20 protein-coding genes and 3 tRNA genes are annotated in these 26,576 nt (G+C 48.9%); 16 read left to right on the top strand and 7 right to left on the bottom strand.

Features of this window, described 5'->3' with window-relative positions; translation table 11 throughout:
• Positions 1-2 precede the first annotated feature (2 nt).
• Complete coding sequence (locus tag AABK39_RS17970; protein ID WP_338392697.1) at positions 3-1,808, top strand: acyl-CoA dehydrogenase family protein; 1,806 nt, start codon at positions 3-5, stop codon at positions 1,806-1,808.
• 89 nt (positions 1,809-1,897) lie between these two features.
• On the opposite strand, the gene AABK39_RS17975 is transcribed toward AABK39_RS17970, so the two are convergent.
• Complete coding sequence (locus AABK39_RS17975) at positions 1,898-2,494, bottom strand: hypothetical protein (RefSeq protein ID WP_338392698.1); 597 nt, start codon at positions 2,492-2,494, stop codon at positions 1,898-1,900.
• 446 nt (positions 2,495-2,940) lie between these two features.
• On the opposite strand from AABK39_RS17975, the gene AABK39_RS17980 reads away from it, so the two are divergent.
• The 5 genes from AABK39_RS17980 to AABK39_RS18000 all read left to right on the top strand — a co-directional run bounded on the left by AABK39_RS17980 (position 2,941) and on the right by AABK39_RS18000 (position 9,806).
• Complete coding sequence (locus AABK39_RS17980) at positions 2,941-5,700, top strand: 2-oxoglutarate dehydrogenase E1 component (protein WP_338392699.1); 2,760 nt, start codon at positions 2,941-2,943, stop codon at positions 5,698-5,700.
• Positions 5,701-5,739: 39 nt separating this feature from the next.
• The gene (gene odhB, locus AABK39_RS17985) at positions 5,740-7,275 is read left to right on the top strand and encodes a 2-oxoglutarate dehydrogenase complex dihydrolipoyllysine-residue succinyltransferase (protein ID WP_338392700.1); all 1,536 of its coding nucleotides are present in this window, start codon (positions 5,740-5,742) and stop codon (positions 7,273-7,275) included.
• A 58-nt stretch (positions 7,276-7,333) separates the two neighbouring features.
• Complete coding sequence (locus AABK39_RS17990) at positions 7,334-7,693, top strand: four helix bundle protein (protein WP_338392701.1); 360 nt, start codon at positions 7,334-7,336, stop codon at positions 7,691-7,693.
• A gap of 69 nt (positions 7,694-7,762) precedes the next feature.
• Positions 7,763-9,166: a dihydrolipoyl dehydrogenase gene (lpdA, locus tag AABK39_RS17995; RefSeq protein WP_338392702.1), complete on the top strand. Its 1,404-nt coding sequence runs from the start codon at positions 7,763-7,765 to the stop codon at positions 9,164-9,166.
• 397 nt (positions 9,167-9,563) lie between these two features.
• Complete coding sequence (locus tag AABK39_RS18000) at positions 9,564-9,806, top strand: hypothetical protein (protein WP_338392703.1); 243 nt, start codon at positions 9,564-9,566, stop codon at positions 9,804-9,806.
• A gap of 128 nt (positions 9,807-9,934) precedes the next feature.
• On the opposite strand, the gene AABK39_RS18005 is transcribed toward AABK39_RS18000, so the two are convergent.
• The 4 genes from AABK39_RS18005 to AABK39_RS18020 form a co-directional block, all read right to left on the bottom strand.
• A tRNA-Arg gene (locus AABK39_RS18005) sits at positions 9,935-10,008 on the bottom strand.
• A gap of 39 nt (positions 10,009-10,047) precedes the next feature.
• Positions 10,048-10,121 (bottom strand) — tRNA-Arg (locus AABK39_RS18010).
• Between the two features lie 38 nt (positions 10,122-10,159).
• Positions 10,160-10,233 (bottom strand) — tRNA-Arg (locus AABK39_RS18015).
• A gap of 153 nt (positions 10,234-10,386) precedes the next feature.
• Entirely contained in the window at positions 10,387-12,414 is a 2,028-nt protein-coding gene (locus AABK39_RS18020) for an alpha-amylase family glycosyl hydrolase (RefSeq protein WP_338392704.1), read from the bottom strand.
• A 535-nt stretch (positions 12,415-12,949) separates the two neighbouring features.
• Here AABK39_RS18020 and ccoN point away from each other — a divergent pair.
• From ccoN to AABK39_RS18055, 7 genes are all read left to right on the top strand, one after another.
• Positions 12,950-15,148, top strand: a complete 2,199-nt coding sequence (gene ccoN, locus AABK39_RS18025; protein ID WP_338392705.1) for a cytochrome-c oxidase, cbb3-type subunit I — start codon at positions 12,950-12,952, stop codon at positions 15,146-15,148.
• Positions 15,149-15,211: 63 nt separating this feature from the next.
• Positions 15,212-15,382 (top strand): hypothetical protein, encoded by a 171-nt coding sequence (locus AABK39_RS18030; RefSeq protein ID WP_338392706.1) that lies wholly within the window; start codon positions 15,212-15,214, stop codon positions 15,380-15,382.
• 37 nt (positions 15,383-15,419) lie between these two features.
• Positions 15,420-16,265: a cbb3-type cytochrome c oxidase N-terminal domain-containing protein gene (locus AABK39_RS18035; protein WP_338392707.1), complete on the top strand. Its 846-nt coding sequence runs from the start codon at positions 15,420-15,422 to the stop codon at positions 16,263-16,265.
• A 163-nt stretch (positions 16,266-16,428) separates the two neighbouring features.
• The gene (ccoG, locus tag AABK39_RS18040) at positions 16,429-17,862 is read left to right on the top strand and encodes a cytochrome c oxidase accessory protein CcoG (protein ID WP_338392708.1); all 1,434 of its coding nucleotides are present in this window, start codon (positions 16,429-16,431) and stop codon (positions 17,860-17,862) included.
• 147 nt (positions 17,863-18,009) lie between these two features.
• On the top strand, positions 18,010-18,447 hold the full coding sequence (locus AABK39_RS18045; protein WP_338392709.1) for a FixH family protein: 438 nt from the start codon (positions 18,010-18,012) through the stop codon (positions 18,445-18,447).
• A 103-nt stretch (positions 18,448-18,550) separates the two neighbouring features.
• Positions 18,551-19,255 carry a sulfite exporter TauE/SafE family protein gene (locus AABK39_RS18050; protein WP_338392710.1) on the top strand — a complete coding sequence of 235 codons (705 nt, stop codon included), beginning with the start codon at positions 18,551-18,553 and terminating at the stop codon, positions 19,253-19,255.
• An 83-nt stretch (positions 19,256-19,338) separates the two neighbouring features.
• Positions 19,339-20,343 (top strand): metal-dependent hydrolase, encoded by a 1,005-nt coding sequence (locus AABK39_RS18055; protein ID WP_338392711.1) that lies wholly within the window; start codon positions 19,339-19,341, stop codon positions 20,341-20,343.
• 181 nt (positions 20,344-20,524) lie between these two features.
• Here the strand turns inward: AABK39_RS18055 and AABK39_RS18060 are convergent, their stop codons facing one another.
• On the bottom strand, positions 20,525-22,222 hold the full coding sequence (locus AABK39_RS18060) for a Na/Pi cotransporter family protein (protein ID WP_338392712.1): 1,698 nt from the start codon (positions 22,220-22,222) through the stop codon (positions 20,525-20,527).
• A 487-nt stretch (positions 22,223-22,709) separates the two neighbouring features.
• Here AABK39_RS18060 and AABK39_RS18065 point away from each other — a divergent pair, with 487 nt between their 5' ends.
• The 3 genes from AABK39_RS18065 (at position 22,710) to nadD (ending at position 25,389) form a co-directional block, all read left to right on the top strand.
• Entirely contained in the window at positions 22,710-23,822 is a 1,113-nt protein-coding gene (locus tag AABK39_RS18065) for a Na/Pi symporter (protein ID WP_338392713.1), read from the top strand.
• Between the two features lie 349 nt (positions 23,823-24,171).
• Complete coding sequence (gene gmk / locus AABK39_RS18070) at positions 24,172-24,747, top strand: guanylate kinase (RefSeq protein WP_338392714.1); 576 nt, start codon at positions 24,172-24,174, stop codon at positions 24,745-24,747.
• A gap of 72 nt (positions 24,748-24,819) precedes the next feature.
• Positions 24,820-25,389: a nicotinate (nicotinamide) nucleotide adenylyltransferase gene (gene nadD, locus AABK39_RS18075; RefSeq protein ID WP_338392715.1), complete on the top strand. Its 570-nt coding sequence runs from the start codon at positions 24,820-24,822 to the stop codon at positions 25,387-25,389.
• Between the two features lie 109 nt (positions 25,390-25,498).
• Here the strand turns inward: nadD and AABK39_RS18080 are convergent, their stop codons facing one another.
• Entirely contained in the window at positions 25,499-26,305 is an 807-nt protein-coding gene (locus AABK39_RS18080; RefSeq protein WP_338392716.1) for a transmembrane-type terpene cyclase, read from the bottom strand.
• Between the last annotated feature and the right edge of the window lie 271 nt (positions 26,306-26,576).

Consider the following 26,576-nt stretch of genomic DNA (forward strand, 5'->3'; position numbering starts at 1 on the left):
TTATGGAATCAACAACCGAAAACAAAAAAGCTATAAAAGGAGGCGAATTTCTGGTAAGAGAAACAAAGCCCGAAGAGATCTTTATTCCCGAAGAATGGAATGAGGAACAGCGCATGATCGCCCAAACCTGCGAGGATTTCATCGAGCACGAAGTCTATCCAAAAATCGATGACCTTGACTCTCAGAAATACCCGGATTTAATGCCCGAACTACTGGACAAAGCCGGTGAGCTCGGACTTCTCGGCACTTCAGTCCCCGAAGCTTACGGCGGATTCGGTATGGATTTCAACACTTCCATGCTCGTAGGCGAGCGGGTGGGGGCCGGGTTCTCCTTCGCCGTGGCGCTGTCGGCTCATACCGGCATCGGCACTCTGCCGATTCTTTATTACGGAAATGACGAGCAGAAAGAACGCTACCTTCCCAAGCTCGCTTCCGGAGAGTTGAAAGCCTCGTATTGCCTAACGGAACCGGATTCAGGCTCGGATGCCAATGCCGGAAAATCCAAAGCCGTACTTTCTCCTGACGGAAAACACTATATCCTCAACGGCCAGAAAATGTGGATCACCAACGCCGGATTTGCCGACGTGCTGATCGTTTTCGCCAAAATCGACGATGACAAAAACCTTTCGGCCTTTATCGTAGACCGCCATAGCGAAGGCGTCACAATGAACGACGAGGAACACAAAATGGGCATCAAAGGGTCTTCCACAAGGCAAGTATTCTTCAACGACGTGAAAGTTCCTGTTGAAAACCAGCTTTACGATCGTGAAAAAGGCTTCAAAATCGCCCTGAATATCCTCAACATCGGCCGGATCAAGCTTTCGGCGGCCACTATCGGCGGCGGAAAAGCGGCTTTGAAAAACGCTTTGGGATACGCCAAAGAGCGTAAGCAGTTCGGAAAATCCATCTCGGAGTTCGGCGCTATCAAACACAAGCTAGGCGAAATGGTGGCCCGTACTTTTATGGCCGAATCGGCGACTTACCGGGCAGGCCAAAATATCGACGATAAGTACGAGCAACTGATCGCCGAAGGAATGGAAGCCGGCAAGGCCAAACTCAAAGCCACCGAAGAATTCGCCATCGAGTGCGCTATTCTTAAGGTTCTCGGTTCCGAGGTTCTGGATTTTGTAGTGGACGAAGGCGTTCAGATCTACGGTGGCATGGGCTACTCCTCCGACGCACCGATGGAACGCGCCTACCGCGATTCGCGCATCAACCGCATCTTTGAGGGCACAAACGAAATCAACCGGATGCTTACCATCGACATGTTGCTTAAGCGCGGCATGAAAGGCCACCTTGACCTGATGGGACCGGCCATGGCCGTAGCGAAAGAACTCACTTCGGTCCCAAGCTTCGAAACTCCTGACGAAAGCGAACCGCTGGCCAAGGAATTCGCCATTGTTCAGAACCTGAAGAAGGCTGGGCTTATGATCGCCGGTTCAGCGGTACAAAAGCTGATGATGACGCTAAAAGACGAACAGGAAATCCTGATGGCCTTGGCCGATATCCTGATTCAGATTTACGGTGCGGAGTCCGCAGTGCTCAGAACCCAAAAACTTATCTCTACCAAAGGCGCCGAAGCTTGCGAAATCGAAAAGGGAATTTGCACAATCGTACTTAACAACGCCATTGACGTATGTCGCAGGGCGGGCCACGAGGCTATCTGCGCCTTTGCCGAAGGCGACGAAAGACGAATGCTGTTGATGGGCTTGAAACGATTCACCAAAATCGACCCCGCCAACCTGAAGCAAATCCGCAGAGACATCGCCGACTTCGCTTTGGACAAAGGAGATTACCCATTCTTGTAATCAGAATTCCAAAAATCAAAAAGCCCGAAGCCGTTCGTAAAGTGGTCTTCGGGCTTTTCTTCAAAGGGAAATTTAAAGCCTCCTGAATTCTAATCTCTATCCGACAACGGAACGGGAGCCTCACGAACCAGACGGTAAATATTCATCACCAGCGTTATCGTCATCAACGCCAACCCAATCACGAAAACATAAGGTTCGGGAAGAGCTTGGACCCTCGCCAGATAGGTGCGGATAATCACAAAAGACATAAAACCCAACATCGTCAACAAACCGCCGTAGAGCCACCAATTCAAAGATTTCACCCATCTCATACCCAACGGCGACAAAACCAACAACACATATGAAACAAAACCGGCCTTGTTGTCAATAATAGTCAGGCCAATACCGCTTACCTCTCGGTAAGTCGCCAGAAAGTAAAAATGAATAAGGTGGTTGATAACCAAAGCCATGACAATATTCGTCAGGAATCCTCGCCTTATTCTGGTTCTAAAAATATTTTTCAATCCAAAACGTCCCGTATAAGCCAAGATTACAATCATCATCACAACCGATAGCCGGGCCGAATACCGCGAGGCATACAGATACATCTGGTTTTCGTTTTCTCCGAAATTTATTGAGTAAAACAATACCAATGCTTCCAGAATCAGCACGCCGGCCACAAACACCCATCCCTTCGCCTTTTCCATCTTCGTCTTGCCAGAATTGAACGGAGCTTACTTTGCCACTTCGTCCTTCTCACAACCTTTCTTTCAGGTTTTGGTTCAAATGGGCTTGGGCAAAGCTGATTTAGGAAAACAATATAAGGATCAGATTATTGAAGAACAATATTCTGTTAAAAACGAAAAGCATAGATTAATATTCGGCTAGAATCACTTTTCATATTCCATTAAATAATCTAAAAGTTTTTTTATATGATTTTTTTTCAAATCAACATACTGCAAAACCCCACCAACCCAAACTAACATAAAACACTGTATTACAATAATATACAATTCCAGCTTTCACATTCCCACCTCTTATATCCGCTTTCATATTTCAATTTTACATTAAATATAATTGCCTATACGATTATACGATTTTCATTACAAATCAAATAGTTCCATATTTGGTTCGTCACCCAAATACAAACTCGATGAGCGATTACTCCTATATATCGAATGCCCATGCGGAGTACATAGACCAACTGTACGCCGCCTACCGGGAAAACCCGGATTCAGTGGACGAAAACTGGAAGAAATTTTTCGAAGGCTTCGACTTTGCGAGGCAATACGAAGCCGGGGCCGACGGGGCCGACACTCCCGCCGCCGCTCCGTCACCGACTTTGCCAGTTGGTGGCGACCACGCTTCCAAAGAGATCATGGTCCGCAACCTGATTCACGCTTACCGTACGCGCGGCCACTTGCGCTCGTATACAAACCCGGTAAGAAAGCGCCGCGAGCACAAGGCCTACCTCGATTTGGAAAGCTTTGGCCTCAGCGACGCCGACTTGGATCAGGAATTCGAGATCGGAAAGGAAATAGGAATCGGAAGAGCGTCGCTTCGCAAGATTGTGGAAACGCTTAAGATGATCTATGAAGGGCCGATCGGTTACGAGTTTATGAACATCCGCGAGCCGGACGTTCTTAATTGGGTTCGTCGCAAGATAGAGGAATACGCCCTTAACAAGCGTATGGACATCGATGAAAAGACTCGGATTCTTTTCAAACTCAACGAAGCTGTTGTTTTCGAGAACTTCCTGCACACCAAATATATCGGCCAAAAGCGTTTCTCGCTGGAAGGTGGCGAAACGACAATCCCAGCACTTGACGCTTTGATCAACCGCGGGGCTGAACTCGGCCTTAAGGAAGTGATCATTGGCATGGCACACCGCGGCAGGCTGAACGTGTTGGCCAATGTCATCGGAAAAACCTACGAACAGATATTCAACGAATTTGAGGGATCTTGCCCGCCGGATTCCACCATGGGTGGCGGCGACGTGAAGTATCACCTCGGATTCACCAGTAAAATAACTACGCCAGAAGGCCATCCGGTTACACTGAACCTTTCGCCGAACCCGTCTCACCTTGAGGCTGTCAATCCTGTGGTAATGGGAATGACAAGGGCGAAAATCGACCACCTTTACGGAAAAGACCGCCGTCAGCTGGTGCCGATCCTGATCCATGGCGACGCCGCTTTGGCCGGTCAGGGAATCGCTTATGAAACCGCTCAGATGGGTGGCCTCCACGGCTACAACGTAGGCGGAACGATCCACTTTGTGATCAACAATCAGCTCGGTTTCACCACAGACTACGAAGACGCCCGTACAAGTATCTACTCTACGGACGTGGCCAAAGTGACCGACGCTCCGGTACTTCACGTTAACGGCGATGATCCGGAAGCCGTGGTTCACTGCATGAAATTGGCGATCGAATACCGTCAGAAATTCCTGAAGGATATTTACATCGATATGGTGTGTTACCGCCGTCACGGGCACAACGAAAGTGACGAACCGAAATTCACCCAGCCTTCTCTATACAAGCTTATTGCCCGCCACTCGAACCCTCGTGAGGTTTACACCCAAATCCTGATCGAGCGCGGCGACATCGACGCCCAACTGGCGATGAAGATGGACAAGGAGTTCAAGAAATTGCTCCAAGACCGTCTGGATATGGTAAAACAGCACCCGCTCCCTTACAGCGTACAGCACCTGGAAGCCGAGTGGAACGCTTTACGTACGGCAACCCGTGAAGATTTCGACAAATCTCCGGCTACGGGAATCACCGCCCAAGCCTATGAGAAAATAGCCGAAGCCCTTGCCGGTGTTCCGGATAATTTCAAACCGCTCCGCCAGATTGACAAACTGCTGAAGGAGCGCCGTAAGATGTATTTCGAAAGCGAGCAGCTCAACTGGGCTACCGCCGAGCTTCTCGCTTACGGATCGCACCTGCTCGACGGAAACAAAGTCCGCATATCGGGGCAGGACGTTCGCCGGGGCACATTCTCGCACCGCCATGCCGTACTTTTCGATTCGGAAAACAACGAGCCGTACACCAACCTGAACAACCTGGACAAAGACCAGCCGAAGTTCTCTATCTACAACTCTTTGCTTTCCGAATACGGCGTACTCGGTTACGAATTCGGTTATTCGATCGCAAACCCGAAAGCTTTGGCCATCTGGGAAGCCCAGTTCGGCGACTTCGCCAACGGTGCGCAAGTAATGATCGATCAGTTCGTGGCCAGCGCCGAAACCAAATGGGGACGGATGAGCGGTTTGGTGATGCTCCTCCCGCACGGCTACGAAGGCCAAGGGCCAGAACACTCAAGCGCCCGCCTCGAACGCTATCTTCAGCTTTGCGCCGAGCGCAATATGATTGTAGGCAACATCACCACCCCGGCCAACTTCTTCCATGCGTTGCGTCGCCAATTGGCGTGGCCGTTCCGCAAGCCTTTGGTCGTAATGTCTCCGAAATCGCTTCTGCGCCACCCGGAATGCGTATCGCCGAAAGAGGAATTCCTTAGCGGAACTTTCCAGGAAGTAATCGACGATGTAAACGCAGACGCCAAGAAGACGAAAAGAATCCTGTTCTGCACAGGCAAGATCTACTACGACTTGGCCGCCAAACAAAAAGCGGACGGTCGCAACGACGTAGCCATTGTCCGCATCGAGCAGCTTTATCCGCTTCCTAAAAAACAGCTCGACGCCATTTTCAAAAAATACAAAGGCGCCAAAGAGATCTATTGGGTACAGGAAGAGCCGAAAAATATGGGCGCCTGGTGGTATATCAACCGCAATATGGACGACACCACATTCACGATCGTAGCGCGCGACACCAGCGCCACTCCGGCCACCGGATTCGCCAAAATCCACGCCAAGGAGCAAGAAGCTATCGTTCAACAGGCTTTCGCCAAATAATCAACACATCAGGAAAAATCGCCTTAAAATTAAATCGTCATGAAAACTGAAATGAAAGTCCCCGCCGTAGGAGAATCCATCAACGAGGTGGTAATCGCCCAATGGCTAAAAAAGGACGGCGATAGAGTGGAAATGGACGAAACGCTTTGCGAAATGGAATCCGAAAAAGCGACGTTCGAGCTTACCGCCGAAGTGGCCGGAACCTTGAAGATCGTCGCCCAAGAGGAGGAAACCGTCGAAATCGGCGGGTTGGTCTGCTACATTGAGAGCGACGGCGAAGCGGCCGAAGACAGCACTGAAGAAACGACAGAAGATAAAGCGCCCGAGGGCGTAACCACAACCGAAGGCGGACACTTGGAAATGAGCGTTCCGGCCGTAGGCGAATCCATTGCCGAAGTCACGCTGGCTTCTTGGGTCAAACAAAACGGCGACCACGTGGAAATGGACGAAGTAATTGCCGAAATCGAATCGGAAAAAGCGACGTTCGAACTCACGGCCGAAGCCTCAGGCAAGCTCGTGACCATCGCCGAAGAAGGCGACACGTTGCCGATCGGCGCCCTTCTGTGCCGGATCGAGAAAGGCGAGGGGGCTCCGGTGGAAGCCAGCGCCCCAGCCCAGCCCGTCGAAGCGGTTGCCGAAAGCGGAGCCGTAGCAGGGCACCCGTCGCCCGCAGCGGCCAAGATTTTGGCTGAAAAAGGAATTTCCCCGGCATCTGTAAACGGAACAGGCGTTGGCGGACGCATCACTAAAGAGGATGCCGTCAAAGCGGAAAAAACAGCTGTCGCAGCTCCAAAACCGGCGAGCGCTCCGGCTCCGGCCAAAGCGGCGCCTGCCGCGGCCGCCGCCTCAACACCGGTGCCACAGCAAGTGGAAGGACGCGAGCAAGAGCGCAAGCGCATGACCAGCCTCCGCAAGACGGTTTCTCGCCGCCTTGTAGAGGTGAAAAACCAGACGGCCATGCTCACCACTTTCAACGAAGTGGACATGAAACCGATCATGGACCTGCGCAAGCAGTACAAGGAAATGTTCCGCGACAAGTACGACGTGAACCTCGGCTTTATGTCGTTCTTCACCAAGGCTTGCACCATCGCCCTGCAGGAGTGGCCGGCAGTTAACGCCCAAATCGACGGTAACGACATCGTGTACAACCACTTCAGCGACGTATCCATCGCCGTATCATCTCCGAAAGGCCTTGTGGTTCCCGTAATCCGCAACGCCGAAAAGATGAACTTCAACCAAATCGAGGGCGAAGTTGTACGTTTGGCCAAAAAGGCCCACGACGGCAAGCTCACGATGGACGAAATGACCGGCGGAACGTTCACCATCACCAACGGTGGCATCTTCGGCTCGATGCTTTCGACACCGATCATCAACGCGCCGCAATCGGCCATCCTCGGCATGCACAACATCGTTGAGCGCCCGGTAGCCATCAACGGCGAAGTGAAGATCCGCCCGATCATGTACGTGGCCCTCTCTTACGACCACCGCATCATCGACGGCCGCGAGTCAGTCAGCTTCCTCAAGCGCGTGAAAGAGCTCCTCGAGGATCCGACAAGGATGCTATTAGGAGTCTGATTTTTGGTAAAGAGTAAAGCGTACAGAGTAAAAAGTACTGAACGCTAACTCTTCCTGAATGAATGATTTCAAAAAATTGACTGTATGGCAAAGGTCAATGGACCTTTCTGTCAAAATATATACTTACACGAAGGGCTTTCCAAAAGGAGAGCTCTTCGGATTAACTAGTCAAATGAGGCGATCAGCCGTTTCAATTCCCTCCAATATTATAGTGGAAGGAGCGGGGAGAAACTCCAACAAAGAGTTTTCTCAATTTATCGGCATCGCCAAAGGAAGCCTTTTCGAACTGGAAACACAGATTATTCTGTCATCCCGAATCGGGTATCTTCAAAACGAGCAATTATCGGATCTTGAAAACGACAGTAAGGCTATCCATAAAATGCTCTACGGATTACAAAAGTCACTTAACAAGGACTAAACACAGAGTAAAGACACACCCTAACCGATTCCGTACTCTTTACTCTTTACCCTTTACTCATTACTCATCATGAGCTACGATATAACAATAATCGGATCAGGACCAGGCGGATACGTCGCGGCGATTCGTTGCGCGCAGTTGGGCATGAAAACGGCCCTCGTTGAGAAATACAGCACTTTGGGCGGTACTTGCCTCAATGTCGGATGTATTCCTTCAAAAGCCCTTCTCGATTCTTCTGAGCATTTCCACAACGCTGAGAAGACCTTCAAGAAGCACGGCATCGGACTCGAAAACCTTTCGGTTGACTTGGATACGATGATCGGCAGAAAAGACGAAGTCGTAAAGCAAACTTGCGACGGCATCGAGTTTTTGATGAAGAAGAACAAAATCGACGTTCACCGCGGCATTGGCTCTTTCGTAGACGCCAAAACCATCAAGGTGACTGCCGAGGACGGTTCTGAATCTACTTTCTCTTCTGAGAAAACCATCATTGCTACGGGTTCAAAACCGGCTAACCTCCCGTTCATCAACTTGGACAAAGAGCGTGTGATCACCAGCACGGAGGCTTTGAAATTGAAAGAGATTCCGAAGCACATGATCGTGATCGGTGGTGGCGTAATCGGCGTCGAGCTCGGATCGGTTTACGCTCGTCTTGGCGCTAAAGTGACCGTTGTCGAGTACCTTGATTCGATCATCCCGACTATGGACGGCACGATGGGCAAGGAGTTGACCAAGTCATTGAAAAAGCTCGGATTCAAGTTCAGCCTCTCTACAAAAGTTACCAGCGTTGAGCGTGACGGCGACGAGGTGATCGTCAAAGGCGAAGACCTCAAGAAAGGCGGCGAAGTGGAATTGCGTGGCGATTATTGCCTCGTATCCATTGGACGTAGTCCGTACACTAAAGGCCTCGGACTTGAAAACGTTGGCGTAAAGCTCGACGACCGTGGCCGTGTGGAAGTAAACGAAAACCTCCAAACTTCCGTTCCGAACATCTACGCCATCGGCGACGTGGTGAAAGGCGCCATGCTCGCTCACAAAGCCGAAGAGGAAGGCACATTTGTAGCCGAAACCGTAGCCGGTCAGAAGCCGCACATCAACTACAACCTCATCCCAGGCGTAGTCTACACTTGGCCGGAAGTTGCCGCCGTAGGCCAAACCGAAGAGCAGTTGAAAGAAGCGGGACGCAAGTACAAAAAAGGCGCTTTCCCGTTCAAAGCCCTCGGACGCGCGCGCGCCAGCATGGATATCGAAGGACAGGTGAAAGTTTTGGCCGACGCCGAAACCGACGAGATCCTCGGCGTACACATCATCGGGCCTCGCGCTGCAGACATGATCGCCGAAGCGGTTGTGGCTATGGAATACCGCGCCTCGGCCGAAGATATCAGCCGTATGTCGCATGCCCACCCGACGTTCACAGAAGCGCTTAAAGAAGCCTGCCTCGACGCTACGGAGAAGAGGCCTATCCATATGTAATAACCGGAGAACCGAACGACGCTTAGCTCGCAAACACTCATAAACAAGGCCTTTCCAGAAAACGGAAAGGCTTTGTCGTCTTTCGACTATAAAACCACCTAAAACTACTCGACGTTGCGAACAAATAAACCGGCTTTACTTACATCATAAACCCGGAGAAAAAAAGTCACGAATTCCCTTAAACAATATTTCGTCAGCCTATCAAATAGCTTATCAAAGGATTTCAGGACAGCAAGGCTTGCATAGTTTAAATTTTATATTCAAAACAGCCTTTTACAAGCCAAATTATTACAGCAAGGCCAGATAGCACATCGAAATATTCCTCAGTTTTTGTGGAATGCTCGCACAACTTTTATCAAATTCGCAACGTTTTTCTTTACGATCAACCAATAACCCTATGGATAAATTCAGGATTGAATATCGTTGCAGAAAGCAACCGAACAACCAATCCGAACTGCAAGGATTTGAAGCCCAGAAAGTGTACGTGGGCAGAACTTATAACGGCCTCTACGAAGTCAGCCCCGATTGGGGAAGTGGCGCGCGTTCGGCTCTTATCAGCGGATCGGTGTTCCGGGAGTACTTCGAGCTTTTGCCGAACGAAAAGGAAAGCTCTTCTGAAGGTGCCATAACGGAAGCCTAAAGCGCACACGAGGTTCAAAAACAAAAGGCCGACGCATTTCCTGCGTCGGCCTTAATTTTTATGTTGAAATCCGATCCAGACAAACCACCATAAACAAAAAAATCCTCCGGAAAATTCCGAAGGATTTGTGACCTCGCCAGGATTCAAACCTGGAACCTCCTGAGCCGTAATCAGGTGCTCTATTCAGTTGAGCTACGAGGCCTTCCAGTAAAATGTATTTTTAAGATTTCCTTATCTTTCGTGACCTCGCCAGGATTCAAACCTGGAACCTCCTGAGCCGTAATCAGGTGCTCTATTCAGTTGAGCTACGAGGCCGTGCATTTTTCAAAAAGGATTGAGCCAAAATGGCTTTGTGACCTCGCCAGGATTCAAACCTGGAACCTCCTGAGCCGTAATCAGGTGCTCTATTCAGTTGAGCTACGAGGCCGTTTTTGAAAATTGCTCTGCAAAGGTACGGAGTATTTCCGTTTTTGCAAGGGAGGAAGAGCCAAAATGGTCAAAAAATTTCGTTCTCCTCATATTTTAATATTGAGAAAAACACCGCCCCAAAGCATTTCCGAGGCGGTTTTGTTCTTTGTCTTTAAACTTCCAAAGGCTCATTTTCCAATACGACTACAGTCCGGTTCGGGAGGTAAAGACTAAGCTTACTACCTACCGAAACGCCGTACTTCAGATTGGTATCCACACGGTTATGCCCGCCAAAATCCGAATGATCGGAAGAAAGAACCACCTTGTAAGCTCCGTTTTTCGGCACCCAGAATTCATAATCCGGCACCGAACGTTCCGGGTGGAAATTAAAAGCGAACACAAGTCCGGCCCGCTCATAAATAAGCACGTGATTTTTTTCGTCAACATTCAGTTGACGGCACTCACCGCCTTCGAAAACCTCGTATTTCTTCAGCAAAGCCACCATAGCTTTGTCAAAATCATCGAGCCAGATGTATTTCAGAAACGGGTTTCGGGCCAATGACCATTGCCTTCTGGCGTAATGATGACTCCAATTGTTGCCCTCTCTCGGAAAATCGATCCACTCGGGATGCCCAAACTCATTTCCCATAAAAGTGAGATAGCCCTCGCCACCAAGAGTCGCGCTTATCAAACGGATCATTTTATGCAAAGCCACACCACGGTCTATCACCAAGCTCTCGGAGCCTTTATTCATGTGGGTGTACATTTCCTTATCCATAAGCCAAAAAGCGAGCGTTTTGTCCCCGACAATAGCTTGGTCATGGGATTCGGCGTATGCGATTACAGCTTCGCCCGCCCGTCTATTGGTCAGCGTATGCCAGATATCGCCCATTCGCCAATCGTCGTCCTGCTTTTCCTTGAGCATTTTTATCCAATAGTCCGGAATACCCATAGCCAAACGGAAATCAAAACCGAAACCGCCTTCGCTCACCGGCCTACATAATCCCGGCATTCCGCTCATGTCTTCGGCTATGATAATCGCGTCAGGATTAGTCTGATGCGCTACCGTCGAAGCCAATTGTAGATACGTGATGGCATCCCAATCCACGTCTTCGAAGTATTTTTCATAACTGTCAAAGCTTATGTGGTCTCCGTGGTGAAAATAGAGTAGGGAAGTCACCCCGTCGAAGCGGAAACCGTCCAAGTGATACTCTTCGAGCCAATATCGGACATTGGAAAGCAGAAAGCGGAGCACTTCCGGTTTACCGTAATTAAAGAGCATCGAGTCCCAAGCCAGGTGATAACCTCGTCCGCCCGGGTGGAAATATTGTCCTTCGGTTCCGTCGAACTGGTTCAGACCTTCGGCAAAATTCTTAACCGAATGGGAATGCACCAAGTCGATGATAATGGCAATCCCAAGACTATGCGCCTCGTTTACCAAACGCCGGAAATCGTCAGGCGTACCGAAACGACTGGAAACGGCGAAAAAGTTGGAAACGTGATAGCCGAACGAACCGTAATACGGATGCTCCATTACGGCCATTAGCTGGATGGTATTATAACCTAAAGAGGCTATTCTAGGCAAAACATCACGTCGGAAATCTTCGAAATCCGCAACCCGGCCGTCTTCGGAAGCCATTCCTATGTGCGCCTCGTAAATGATCGGCTCGGCTTTGGCTTTTTTGGCCGAAAAATCACCGTCAGTCCACTCAAAAGGTCTTTCCCTGAAGGCTTCCATCGCAAAGTCCGCCGTTTGCGCGTCTTGCACCACCCGATGGGCGTAAGCCGGAATCCGGTCATGAAGACCGTTACGTCCCCGCACGTGCACTTTCAGCCTAGAATTTTCGGGGAGTTCGGCTTCCTTTAGCTTTATTTCCCAAATTCCGCCTTCGGTTTTCCTCAGCGGATGCGATTCCCGGTTCCAGTCGTTAAAATCACCGATTAGGTTCAGCGCATATGCCTCAGGCGCCCATTCCCTGTACACCCAAACGCCTTTTTGTTCGACGAAACGCAAGCCCAGATCTTTGTAGGCCTCAGTAAACCCTTCCAAGCTTCCGTATTCGGCGTTTATGTCCCCGAGGCGCTTTTCATAGCGATTTATCCGCCCGATAATTTCCTTTTCGAAAGGCTTGAGCCACGGATCATTTCTGACCAAACCCGGAACTTCGACCTTTTCACTTACAGCTAATTTCGCGCACATTTTTCCAAAAATTTAAAGTCTCGACATCCGTTTCCCCAGCAAAATCTCCGCTTACGGTTGACAAGATATAAAATAGCTCGCAGGCTTTCCGACCCAAGATGAAATTAATCATGAACACCGGAAACTAAAGTCAGAATTCAACCTATCGAAAAGGAGTCTTTCTTATTGAAAAACAACACTTACAGAAAAAAAACAACATGGAAAAACGGCGAAACCCGCGGATTTCCAACACCCCAAAACTGGGTCAAAAGTATAAACATTGACAATTTCAACCAACTATATGCGATTAACCGCATAACTTCCTAAATGAATTCTTACTCACGGATGGATCCAAAACTTTATTAAATTCAAGAAATAAGATAAAAAACAGCCTTTATTAGAGGAAATATACTATTTTAATAGAAGCTTTTATAGAATAAGGCAAGCCTAGACGACTATAAGTCACGCGAATTCATGACAATTGTCATGTTTTAGGCTGTCGCTTGTCGCTAGCTTAGCTTTTGATCAATGGATAAATCAAACAAGACCAATCTGTATGCAAACGGAAACTCTAGGAGCGGGAGCCTCGCCTGAACGCCCCTCTCAGAACGAAAGAGTTGAGCACTTCAGCTACGACAACAAGATCGTGAAATACTTCGCGGTCGCCACGGTTGTCTTTGGAGTTGTCGGCATGTTGGTGGGCCTTATCATCGCCTGCCAGTTATTTCTTCCCGAACTGAACCTCGGATTACCGTACACCACGTTCGGACGCCTTAGACCCCTGCACACCAACGCCGTGATATTCGCTTTTATCGGCAACGCAATGTTTGCGGGAATCTACTACTCCATGCAGCGGTTGCTCAAAGCCAGAATGTTTAGCGACGCGCTGAGCTGGATCCACTTTTGGGGATGGCAACTTATCATTGTCGGAGCGGCGGTAACGCTTCCTCTCGGCATCACCACCAGTAAGGAATACGCCGAGCTGGAATGGCCTATCGACATAGCCATCACGCTGATTTGGGTAGTGTTCGGGATCAACATGATCGGGACAATCCTCAAACGCCGTGAGCGCCACATGTACGTAGCCATCTGGTTCTATATCTCCACTTTTATTACGGTGGCCGTACTCCACGTGTTTAACTCGCTGGAATTGCCGGTAGCGCTTTCTTCCTGGAAAAGTTATTCGGTATATGCCGGTGTGCAAGACGCACTTGTACAATGGTGGTACGGACACAACGCCGTGGCTTTCTTCCTGACGACACCGTTCCTGGGACTGATGTATTATTATCTCCCAAAAGCGGCTAACCGTCCGGTTTACTCCTACAAGCTTTCGATCATTCACTTTTGGTCTCTGATATTCCTTTATATATGGGCCGGCCCTCACCACCTGCTTTACACCTCGTTACCGGGTTGGGCGCAGGCTCTGGGAACCGTTTTCTCCGTAATGCTGATAGCGCCGTCTTGGGGCGGTATGCTTAACGGCCTCCTGACGCTCCGCGGAGCTTGGGACCGTGTGCGTGAGGATCCTATCCTGAAATTCTTCGTAGTGGCGGTTACCGCATACGGTATGGCTACATTCGAAGGGCCGATGCTTTCTCTGAAAGAAGTAAACGCCTTGGCGCACTACACCGACTGGATCGTGGGTCACGTACACATCGGTGCTTTGGGCTGGAACGGTTTCATGACTTTCGGAATGCTTTATTGGCTGGTTCCGAAGATGTGGAAAACGAAACTTTACTCGCAAAAGCTCGCCAATATCCATTTCTGGGTAGGAACGCTGGGCATCGTGATCTACGCAGTCCCGATGTACTTCTCGGGCATCACCCAAGGGTTGATGTGGAAAGAATTCTCGGAATTCGGCACCTTGGTTTACGGTAACTTCCTTGACACCGTAACGCAGATTATCCCGATGTACGTAATGCGCGCCGTAGGCGGAACGCTTTACTTCAGCGGTATCTTCATCTTGGCCTACAACTTGATCATGACGGCCAAGAAAGGCCAGTTCGTGGCCAACGAGGAAGCTCAGGCCCCGGCCTTGAAACCATTGGTAAAAGCCCCGGCCAACGAAGGGTGGCACGGAGTGTTGGAACGTAAAGGTGTTCTGTTCACAGTATTGTCATTCATCGCCATTGTTATAGGTAGTGTTCTCGAAATCGTGCCTACGATAATGGTAAAATCGAATATCCCGACCATCGAAAGCGTGAAGCCTTATACGGCGCTTGAATTGGAAGGAAGGGACATCTACATACGTGAGGGCTGTAACAACTGCCACTCGCAGATGATTCGTCCGTTCCGTTCGGAAACGGCCCGCTACGGCGAGTACTCCAAAGCCGGGGAATTTGTGTACGACCACCCATTCCTGTGGGGATCGAAACGTACTGGTCCGGATTTGGCACGTGAAGGTTACGGCGACAACCGCAAGTCGGACCTGTGGCACTACAACCACATGTTGGACCCGACGATCACCTCGCCAGGATCTATCATGCCTCCGTACGCTTGGTTGCACGAAAATATGCTCGACAGGTCTGAGACCACAGCCAAGTTGAAGCTGATGAAAAACAGCTACAACGTGCCGTACACTGACGAAGAAATCGAAAACGCCATGTCCGATATGGATAAGCAAGCCCAAGGCATAGCCGACAGGATCAATACCGAAAGCGCCGGCGATATCACTGTCAACAAAGACTTGGAAGTGATAGCGCTTATAGCGTACCTGCAGCGTTTGGGCAAAGACATAGAAGGCTCTAACCAGTAATGCCGATTAATTAGACGGGAAGGGCCCGCGCCCTTTCCCGTCTTCCTAAAAAGTAACAGCCTTATGTTTAAGCATTATTTCGAAGGATTGGCAAACGTGGAACTGGGGCCGGTAATCTCGCTGGTAATATTTTTCACGTTCTTCGTAGGCTTGATTGTCTGGGTAAAAACACTCTCGGGCCAACATGTCAGCAAAATGAGTAACCTCCCCCTGGAGGAACAGGACAAGGCCTAGCCTTGGCTTGTGGGAAATTTCGAAAAAGATTTGATTTATGTCTTCAATAAAACTTTACATAAAGACCTGGCTAGCCTTGGCGGCTTTCGTAGCGCCGGCTACGGTGTTTGCCCAAGACGGCCTGGCCCATGAGGACACGCTCCTGATCATTCTGGGGCTGACCACCATGGTTTCGGCCTTGATCTTGGTGGCCGTATTCATGGTCTACCGGACGGTGTCCATGCTTCTCAGCAAAGAGGAGGAGCGCCTCGCCGTAGAAAAGGGCGTGAAATACACCCCTTCGCCTTCGTTCTGGGAGCAGTTCTCAAAGAGCATGACCGATGCCGTGCCCGTAGAGAGGGAAGAGGAAATCCTCCTCGACCACAACTACGACGGAATCAAGGAACTCGACAACCACCTTCCGCCATGGTGGACGGGGCTGTTCTACGCCACCATCGTGTTCTCAGGCATCTACATGGCCATCTACATCGTATTTGACATTAAGCCGACGCAGGAGGAAGAATATCTCATCGAAATGAAAAAAGGTGAGGAAGAAGTTAGACTGGCGGCGCTGAGCCTCAACGAGGACAACGCCGAAGAAACCAGCGATCCTGCGGACTTGGCCGATGGCGAGAAAGTCTACAAAGCCAACTGCGTAGCCTGCCACGGAGCTTTGGGCGAAGGTAAAATCGGTCCGAACCTGACGGACAAATACTGGAAACACGGAAGCACGTTCAAGGATATCTTCAAAACAGTTAAGTACGGCGTGCCCACAAAAGGTATGGCCGCTTGGCAGAAGAAGTTGAGCCCGGTACAGATCCGTAACGTATCCAGCTTTATCCTGACATTGCAAGGAACTAACCCGCCAAACCCGAAGAAGCCTGAAGGCGACTTGGCGAAATAAAAATATTCGGACTCTAACGGTCCGGAAAAGACAGTTTTGGTGATGGGAACCGGGAGGGGCATGGACTAGTTCCGGCCTCTCCCCACTTTGTAGCGGGTCATCCCAACCCCGCCACAGATTAATAACCACACCAAGATCCCTCACACCCTCACCAAACAAAATCATGGACGCTGACAGCATATACGAGCTGGACCAGGAGTTCCGGGATTCCATCAAAACGGTGGACAAAGACGGAAAAAGGATCTGGCTTAACCCCAAAAAACCTTTCAACGAAAGGTACCACAAAGCCCGCATATGGGTTTCGGTGTTACTCTTGGGCTTGCTATTCGGCACGCCTTTCATCAAAATCGACGGGCATCCGTTTATGCTGTTCAACATCTTCGAACGCAAATTCATCCTGTTCGGAGTTCCTTTCTGGCCACAAGACTTCCATATCCTCGTCTTGGGCGCCATTGCCTTCATTATCTTCATTGTCCTGTTTACCGTCGTCTTTGGACGAATCTGGTGCGGCTGGGCTTGTCCGCAAACCATTTTTATGGAAATGGTTTTCCGGAAAATCGAATACTGGATAGAAGGTGACGCTTCCAAACAAAAGAAGCTCAACAACAGCCCTTGGACTACCGAAAAAATCATCAAAAAGGCATCGAAGCAAGCGATATTTGTGGCGATTTCCCTGCTTATCGCCCATACGCTGATGGCCTATTTAGTCGGGCTTGACAAGACCATCGAAATCGTATCCATGCCTCCTTCCGCAAACCTGTCGGGCTTTATAGCTCTACTGGCATTTACGGGAGTGTTTTATTGGGTATTCTCCTATTTCCGGGAACAGGCCTGTATTGCGGTTTGCCCTTACGGCAGGCTACAGGGCGTGTTTCTGACCAAAGAGTCCATCGCCGTAATGTACGATTGGGTGAGGGGAGAGAAGCGGGCCAAAATCCGCAAAAACCAAGACCGGGAGCAATTGGGCTTCGGCGACTGCATAGACTGCAACCTCTGCGTACACGTTTGCCCAACGGGTATCGATATCCGAAACGGCACACAGTTGGAGTGCGTAAACTGTACGGCCTGCATCGACGCCTGCGACGTAGTGATGCGCAAAACGAATAAGCCCGAAGGACTTATCCGATACGCCTCTCACGATAGTATCGAAAAAGGAAAAAACAAAATCTTTACAGCCAGGGTCAAAGCCTATTCCGTGGTGCTGTTGCTAATTCTCAGCTTGCTGGGCTACCTGCTGGCTACCCGTACCGACGTGGAAACCGGGTTCTTAAGGGTGCCGGGAATGTTGTACAACAAAGAAGACAACGGCAATATTAGCAACCTTTACAACGTAAAGTTTGTAAACAAGACCTTTGATCCGATAGACCTCAGCCTGAAGGTTCTCAATGAACCCGACGCCATTATCCGTAGGGTAGGTAGCACGGGCGAAGGTATTCATATCGACGCTAACGCTTTGGAAGAGGGGATTTTCTTTGTGGAACTTCCTCCGAAAAGCATCAAAAGCATTAAAACAAAATTGGTTATCGGCGTTTTCGAAAACGGAAAACAAATCGAAACGGTGAAAACCAACTTCGTGGGCCCTGTCAGCGGCAAATAGCCGACAGCCCAATAAAGATTACTTGTATTTAGCTACACAGCCTCGGAAACGTCCGGCGGCGCAGATGTAGAGTATGATTGCCAACGCGGGAAGGCTCGCAAACCTTCCCGCACCTTTAGTTCTCCCATCACTCCAAAACCAAACGCTATGAACTGGGTAAAAGGAATCGCACTCGCTTTGTTTCTGTTTATCGGCATGATCGTGACCATGGTCACCGTCAGCCTAAACCACGATGTCAACCTTGTGGAGAAAGACTATTACAAACAGGAACTGGCTTACCAGAAGCAAATAGACAGGATTGAGAACGCCAAAAGAAGCGACAGCAAACTCAACCTGAACCTTAATACGAAGCAGAGAACCCTCGATCTCGCTTTCTCCAACAAACACGTAAAGGAGGGCGTAAGCGGTAACCTGACCTTCTTCCGTTCCGATAATCCAAAGTTGGATAAGAAATTCGACCTCGCTCCACAAAACGGTTCCCAAAGCATACCTTTGGCCAATCTGAAGCCAGGCCTATGGACCGTGAAGGTTTTCTGGAAATCGGCAGAGAAAGAATATTATGTGGAAAAGATAATCACCGTCTGATTCCACTCATCAAAAGCAAACAAAAGCGGAGGGTTCGGGCCAAGGTTGCCAATCCGCGTATCCCGGGCTTTCCGCTTCTTGTCTACCCCAAATCTCCGGCACCATGATACTTTACCTCACCGCCTTGGCAGTTGGGTTATTCGGCAGTTTTCACTGCGTAGGCATGTGTGGCCCAATCAGCCTCGCCCTTCCCCTGAAAAACCGTAATTTCCTTTCCGTACTTTCTTCCTCACTCGCCTATAATATCGGCCGGTCGGTCACTTACGCCATTATGGGCGCCAGCATAGGCGTTCTAGGACAATCCTTCTCACTGGCCGGAGCCCAACGTTACCTTTCAGTAGGCACGGGCGTAGCCATGCTATTATTCCTGCTGATCCCCGGTGATTTGGCAAAGAAAACGGAGAATATCAAACCGCTGTACCGCTTCAATATTTGGGTAAAAAAGCGCTTCGGATTATTTATAAAAAGAAAATCGACCGGCGCTCATTTCTTATTGGGAACCGTAAACGGACTTTTACCTTGCGGTCTGGTTTATATCGCTTTGGGCGGAGCCTTGGCTTCCGGCGAAGCTGTTAAAGGGGCTTTGTATATGGCCTTTTTCGGCTTGGGAACCATACCTATGATGTTATTCGTTAACCTTGCAGGCAAGATGGTTAGCCTTTCAGTCCGCAGGCGCCTCAATCGGGCCATTCCCGTATTCGTTTTCGCTATGGGAGTTCTGTTTATACTCCGCGGACTAAATCTTGGGATTCCGTATGTAAGCCCAAAAATCGAGACAAAAGACGGCACCGAAGTCGTCTGCCACTAAACCCTTTCTCCTTCCGGTGAAAACCTTGGGGTTTTATCACATCTCCATATTGCGTAATTTTCTGTTTCACCTAACACAGCAGTATGGATTCACTGACACAAATAGTTTTGGGCGCCGCGGTAGGGGAGATTGTCGGCGGAAAACGCTTGGGAAATAAAGCGCCACTCTGGGGTGCCGTAGCCGGAACTATTCCTGACCTAGACATACTTTTCGCTCCACACGGAGCCATAGCTTACCATATCCAACACCGCGGTTTTTCGCATTCCATACTTTTCGCTATTCTTATGGCTCCGCTATTAGGAGCTATATTCTCATGGCTTTACCGCAAGCGTCACCGTGATTTCAAACTCTGGACCTCGTTATTCTTCTGGGGCATATTCACGCATCCACTCCTTGACGCGTTCACTACTTGGGGCACTTCGCTTTTTCTTCCGTTCAGCCGTTACAGGGTAGCTTTCAAGACTATTTTCGTAATCGACCCGATCTACACCGTCCCTTTCCTGATTTGCATAGCCGTGCTGTTGTTCTTCAAACGCCAAGATCCCCGACGCAGACGCTGGGCTTGGGCCGGAGTATCCATTAGTTCCGCATATCTTGCGCTCACGGTATTTCTTAAGATACAGGCAAACCGGATTACAACAAAAGCCTTACGGGAACAGGGAATCACTTATACAAGCTATATGACAACCTTGACGCCACTAAACAGCTTGCTCTGGGCAGGAGTAGCGAAAACGGAGAAAGGCTATTACACCGGTTACTTTTCCCTACTTGACAGGGAGAAAAAAATCAATTTCCACTTCCGACCAAACGGATTGGACAAACTCCCCAAAAGCCTATTGGAGAACCAATCTTTCAGAGAATTACCATTTATTACCGAAGGTTTTTATACCGTAACCGAAAGCGGAGACGAATGGCAAGTACAAGACCTTCGCTTCGGTCAGCTGAATGGTTGGGAAGACCCGAATTCGCCATATGTAATGACTATGGACATTCTAAAAAAAGACGGAAGCTATATTTTCGAAAGAGGAAGCAACAGCATTGAAAATCCCAAAGAACGGCTATTGGCCCTTTTCGACAGAATCTTCTAAGCATGAAAAAGAGCCGGGATGTTTCCGGCTCCAAACTCTCCACATTCTCGCCGTATTGCCCCGCCATTTTTTCGTCTTTCCACCTGGTTCATAAACCTCCGGACACAAAAAAAGCAAGCCTTTTTCAAGACTTGCTTCACAGCGCCGAAACTTTCGAACGGCTCCATGTATTACCCGTTTTTTAGTCGATCTCGACCAAATCTTTAGTCACGTTATAGATGTGGTTACCCAACAGCTCGAACGAGAACACCATATCGTAGTAAAGAATACCGCTCTTGATCGAGTAATCTCCCTGCTCAATGGCCTTGATGTTCTGCTTACGGTAAACCTTTCTCTGCTCATCGATCTTCTTTTCGATCTCATAAGCGAAGTCACGGTTATCAGGCTCCACATTTTCGAGCTCAAGGTGCTCGTTCATTTTGGCGAAAGCCTCCTTGTTAAGGTCGCACATCTGAAGAAGGTTCTTCGTCTGCTTATCCGTAAACTCGATGCCTTTCGAATGTTTCTTATTGATAGCCTTGGCTATTCGCAAGTGGATGTCGGCCGTGCGCTCCAAGTCGTCGATGATACTCATCAATTCCTGAATGCCCATACTTCCGCCACTACCCATCGGAGAGGCTTCCGCAAGTTTGGTCAAGTAAGCCGCCACTTCCGTTTTCAACTCATCCGTGCGTTGCTCTTTGGCCTTCACCTTCGCAAAGCAACCTTCCACCTCTTTGGCGGAGCTGGCTTTCAGCATCGTCTCAATATCCTCACCGATTTCGGAAGCCAAAACGCCGAATCTGCGCACTTCCTCACGGGCTTCCTGCAACGAAGAAGCGATACCTTCGCCCATATACTCCAAGTGCGATTCCTCGTCGCGCTCGTGTTTTGTAGGCACCATCTTTATCACAATCTTCTTAATCGCGTTTACGAACCAGATAAGAAGAAGAACATTGACAATATTAAACGCTGTATGGAAAAGCGAAAGGCCATAACGGAAATAGTCTCCCGAACCTTCTGCGTATCCCAATACATCAACAATCATATACTTTACTCCCGAAACGAAAAACGGGAAGACCAAGAACATCCAGAGTACGCCGAATACGTTGAAAATCAAATGCGCTCGGGCGGCTCGCTTGGCATAAACGTTACCGATCATCGCGGCCATATTCGCCGTAACCGTTGTTCCGATGTTCTCACCCATTACGATACCGCAAGCGATATCCAATGGAATAATACCGCTACTAACCAATGTCAGCGTAATAGCCATCGCCGCACTGGACGATTGTACAAGAACGGTAAGTAACGCTCCAAAAATCACGGCAATAGGCACTGCCGCAAACCCAAGATCATTCAAAAAAGAAATGAAAGACAAGGCTTCCGGATTACTTTTCATGTCTTGCGGAAGAATCGCCGTCATGGTACCCTTCAGCTCCTGAAGACCCATAAAAAGCAAGGCGAAACCGATAAGCACTTCGGCCCACTGTTTTACTTTGACGTTCTTGGAGAACATCATAGGGAATGCCACCGCAATAATAGGCAATGCGATAGCCGCTATCTTGAATTTCCCGAATCCAAGAAACGACAACAACCAACTCGTGACCGTGGTACCGATATTGGCACCCATAATCACCCCGATGGACTGTCCCAAAGTCATAAGCCCCGCATTCACGAAACTCACCACCATCACCGTCGTGGCCGAAGAAGATTGGATCAGCACCGTAATGCCCACCCCGCTCAGGAGGCCCAATACCCGGTTTGACGTCATCGTCCCCAAAATAGAGCGCATCTTATCACCCGCTACATTTTGGATGCCTTCGCTCATCACTTTCATCCCGTAGATGAAAAAGCCCAAGGCACCGACGATTTTCAACAATTCAATAAATCCGAAGCTCATCAATTCAGTTGATTAGAGATAATAATTTCTTCGCAATATCCGAAACCCTCACGTTCAGTTTACCGTAAGGTCTCGCATGCAAAGCAAGCACAAAGCTATATGGTTTTCAGAGATTGCATATTAAATTATTGTTAATATATCTTGAGTTCATAAAAGGGTGCAAAAACGGATAAATTTTATTCACAAACGCCAAAAACGGACTTTTGACCCTAGCCTACCTCTGGCGAGACGCCTTTTTCTGAATGAACGTTCAGAGGATCACTTAATAAACCGGTCATATAGCGATTCGTAAGCCGGACAACTCTGATTTGGCATTTCTTAACAATTGCTTCATAAGACGAATACCTCAAATTCTACCTCAATGCGCTATTTTTGCTCACAGTTCGGACAACTGGGCAAGCTGACGGCATTCGATTTTTGCCAAAGCAGCGCTGAAAAAAACACCGAACTGGCATTGAGGGGACAAAAGTGATCGGATAGGGCGAGTATGTTTAAGTCATCCAACATTACAGACAGATCCAGTAGCGTACAGCTCATCGGCAAACTGCTGATGACGGCGTTTATTCTGGCTTTCTTCGTGTTTTCGGTGGAATTAACCACGGATGCTTTCGAGCATCTAGGGAAAGGTACGGCCCAAACCATACTCAGCGTTGCCTCCAACCCTTTCGTTGGCCTGTTTGTCGGCCTGTTGATCACGGCCCTGATCCAGAGTAGCTCCACTTGCACCTCAATGGTAATCGCATTGGTCGCAGCCAATACACTCAGCGTAAAGGACGCCATCCCGATAGTAATGGGAGCGAACGTTGGCACTACGCTAACCAGCACTATTGTGGCGCTCGGTTTCCTTTCGGAAAAGAAAAGCTTCCGCAAAGCCATTTCCGCCGCAATGCTCCATGACGCATTCAATATCCTTAGCGTCATGATCCTATTTCCCTTGGAGTTGCGCTATGGTATTCTTTCCAACTCCGCCGAGTGGCTGGCCGGAATGTTCAGTATCAACAAAACAACAGCCATTGGCGCCGAAACCCACCAATCCGCTTCCGACCTAACTTATTATTTAAGAAAATGGACAGGAAACGAATGGATTGTACTGGCGATTTCGTCAATTATGCTTTTCTCTTCCATCAAGCTGTTCTCTAGCTTTATATACAAAAAACTGATCTCCACGCCCCGAATCCTGATGCAAAACCTATTTTTCAGTTCGCCTTGGGGTTCCTTCGCCTTCGGGGGAGCACTTACGGGCATGGTGCAGTCAAGCTCTATCACCACTTCCTTTGTGGTTCCTTTGGCCGCTACCGGCAAGGTCAGCGTAAAGCAAACCTTCCCTTTCGTCATGGGTGCCAATGTCGGAACGACGATTACGGGATTTATAGCGGCCTACTCGCAGTCTGAGGCGGCTTTGATCATCGCCATCGTGCACTTTCTCCTTAACGCTTCGGGCACTTTGATCTTTATGCCTTTTCCTCCGTTACGCCAGATTCCGGTGCGTATCGCCAAAAATTTCGGCCGTCTTACGCTCAAAAACAGGCTCTACGGATTCGCCTACATCATTCTTACGTTCTTCCTGATCCCGTTCTTCCTGATTTATTTCAGCAAATAAGCTGAGCGGAAACTTTTTTCCGCATTTTTCCCGTTTCTTTTATCTGACAAAGAGACGAACCAACAGACAAAAGCCCCGTTTCGAAACTAGAAAACCACAAACCGTGGCCTTTTCCGGTAAGATTTTCTAATTTCGCGCATGGCACGAGAAACGGCACGTAACACCCCGCCTTATCCCCAACAACGGGCGCTATCCGGCACCCGGGAATACGCCTGCCCGACTGCGAACATCCGCCATACTCCCTTACCGTACAATATTTACAAAATCCGCAACCGAAAACGGCTGACGGACCGATGCGGTATTACCCAATTCACGGCAACAAAGACATATACATAAATCATCGAATCTTATGGAGAAGAAGGAAGGCAAAGTCATCATATTCTCGGCGCCGTCAGGCTCGGGCAAAACCACCATCGTAAAGCATTTGCTCGATACCCGCAACGATTTGGGTTTCTCGATTTCAGCATGCACCCGCGACAAACGAGGACGCGCCGAGGAAAACGGAAAAGACTATTATTTCCTGTCGCCTGAAGATTTCAAGAAAAGAATCGACAACGACGAGTTTGTAGAGTGGGAGGAAGTGTACCAAGGAAACTTCTACGGCACACTGAAAACCGAAATCCAACGCATCTGGGACGAGGGCAAACACGTGATCTTCGATGTGGACGTAAAGGGCGGACTCAATCTCAAAAACTATTTCGGAGAAAAAGCTCTAGCCGTATTCGTTAAAGTACCGAGCGTGGAAGAATTGGAGAAAAGACTTTCGGCCCGCGCGACTGACAACGAGCACAGCATCTCGCAACGAGTTTTCAAAGCCAAATTCGAGATGGGCTTCGAAAAGAAATTCGACGTTTCCATCCTTAACGAAGACCGCGAAAAGGCTTTCGCCGATGCGGAAAGGATTATCGGAGACTTCTTGGCCTAAACTTTAATGGTCAGCAAATAACAACAGGCGCATCGGAAGGCGCGCTATTTTTTTCACGAAAAACGGGAAAGCATGAAGATCGGACTGTTCTTCGGGTCGTTTAACCCTATCCACGTCGGCCATTTAATTATTGGCGAGTCTATGCTGGAACATGCCGGATTCGACCAAGTATGGTATGTGGTTTCGCCACAAAACCCTTTCAAATCAAGAAAATCCCTCCTACACGAATTCGACCGGTATGATATGGTAGTCGCGGCGGTGGAAAAGAATGACCGCCTTAGCCCTTGCGACGTGGAATTCAGGATGCCGAAACCGAGTTATACGGTGGATACGCTGGCGTATTTGGGAGAAAAACACCCTAATTACGACTTCAGCGTAATCATTGGAGGCGACAACCTTTCGCATTTTCATAAATGGAAAAACCACGAAGTCATTCTTGAAAAAGGAGTAGTGGTTTATCCGCGTCCCGGAGCGAAACCCAGTCGCTTCGACGATCATCCGAACGTTAGGTTTATCGACGCCCCAATGGTAGACATCTCGGCCACTTTTATCAGGGAAAATATTAGGGAAGGAAAATCTATCCGCTACTTAGTGACCGAACCGGTTATGGAGTTAATAGATTCCCGCAGGTATTTTCTCTAAACTCTCCGCCTATTTCATATTTACGCAAGTCCCGTTTCTCAAAAAATATCAAAAAGGAAGCCGCCCGTTGGGGGCGGCTTCAGTTCATGCTGATGAGTGAGCATGGAAACTAAACGGAAACGGAGAAATTATGTCTATTAGTACTGGATGATTCTTTTTCTTTGATATAGCTTCTGGTAGTCAAATACTTGCGATCAAATTCGGATTCGGGCTCGGGAAAAGGCTGACGTTTTGTGCTGATTCGCACTAAATACACCGTGTCCATCACCGCACAAAGCCCTCCGGCCAACACGAAGAAGAAGCCAAACATACCGTCTGAATAAACGGTGTAGAGCAATACGCTAAAAGAGAGAGTGCCCACCAATTTCGACCAAGCTATAAGTTTAGATCCATTTTTATAATAAGGATCGAGCGAGAGCATGATATAACCAAACGACATGATGATATTGGTTATCAGCGCACTCATCGGACCCAGATTTTCGTTCAGATCTACGGTCGTGATAAATATATATTGCATCCAAGTAAGGAAAACCAACACCGCAGTCACCCCGATATACCAGTAAAGGTTTCTGGGAGTCTCTATCAATTGGGATTTTCCCCAACGGTACAAAGCGTACAAAACGAAAATGTCTAGACCTAACCAAATCCGGTTGATCAAAACACCTGTACTGTTACCGGGAAGAATACCGTGACGTTCGGGAATAAAGAAGGACACCGCAAGGTCTCCGCTAATACTTAGGCAGATGGCCGCGATAGGCAATAAAAGCACTTTCCGGGCCACCCCTTGCCTTATGGCCAAAAGATAAACCATGGCCCAAGCCACAGCGCCCACCGCATACAACGCATAGTGCCAGTTTTGGTATGAATCTAATATAGGCGCCGTAATAATGCCTAACGACGGAATATTTAATGTCATGCGCTTACAGACTAATCGGTTTCTGAAGATTGGTTTTAGGACTTTTCACACGAAAAAGCCCAAACCAGAAGTATAACGTGCCGGAAACCATAACCCAGGCTCCGCTTTGGCGTGAAAAATTCGCCTTAGGCGCTAGCACCGGCACATTATCCATTTTTTTCCGTATCCAAACCTCTCCGTTAATCCCCTTAGGGCCAGAGAAAACGAATGACCCATCGCCCACTAAAAGTTATCGGGGCGTTCCGCCAATCGCATGGGCTAATATCAGGCT

Source organism: Fulvitalea axinellae (assembly GCF_036492835.1).
Classification (GTDB): Bacteria; Bacteroidota; Bacteroidia; order Cytophagales; family Cyclobacteriaceae; genus Fulvitalea; species Fulvitalea axinellae.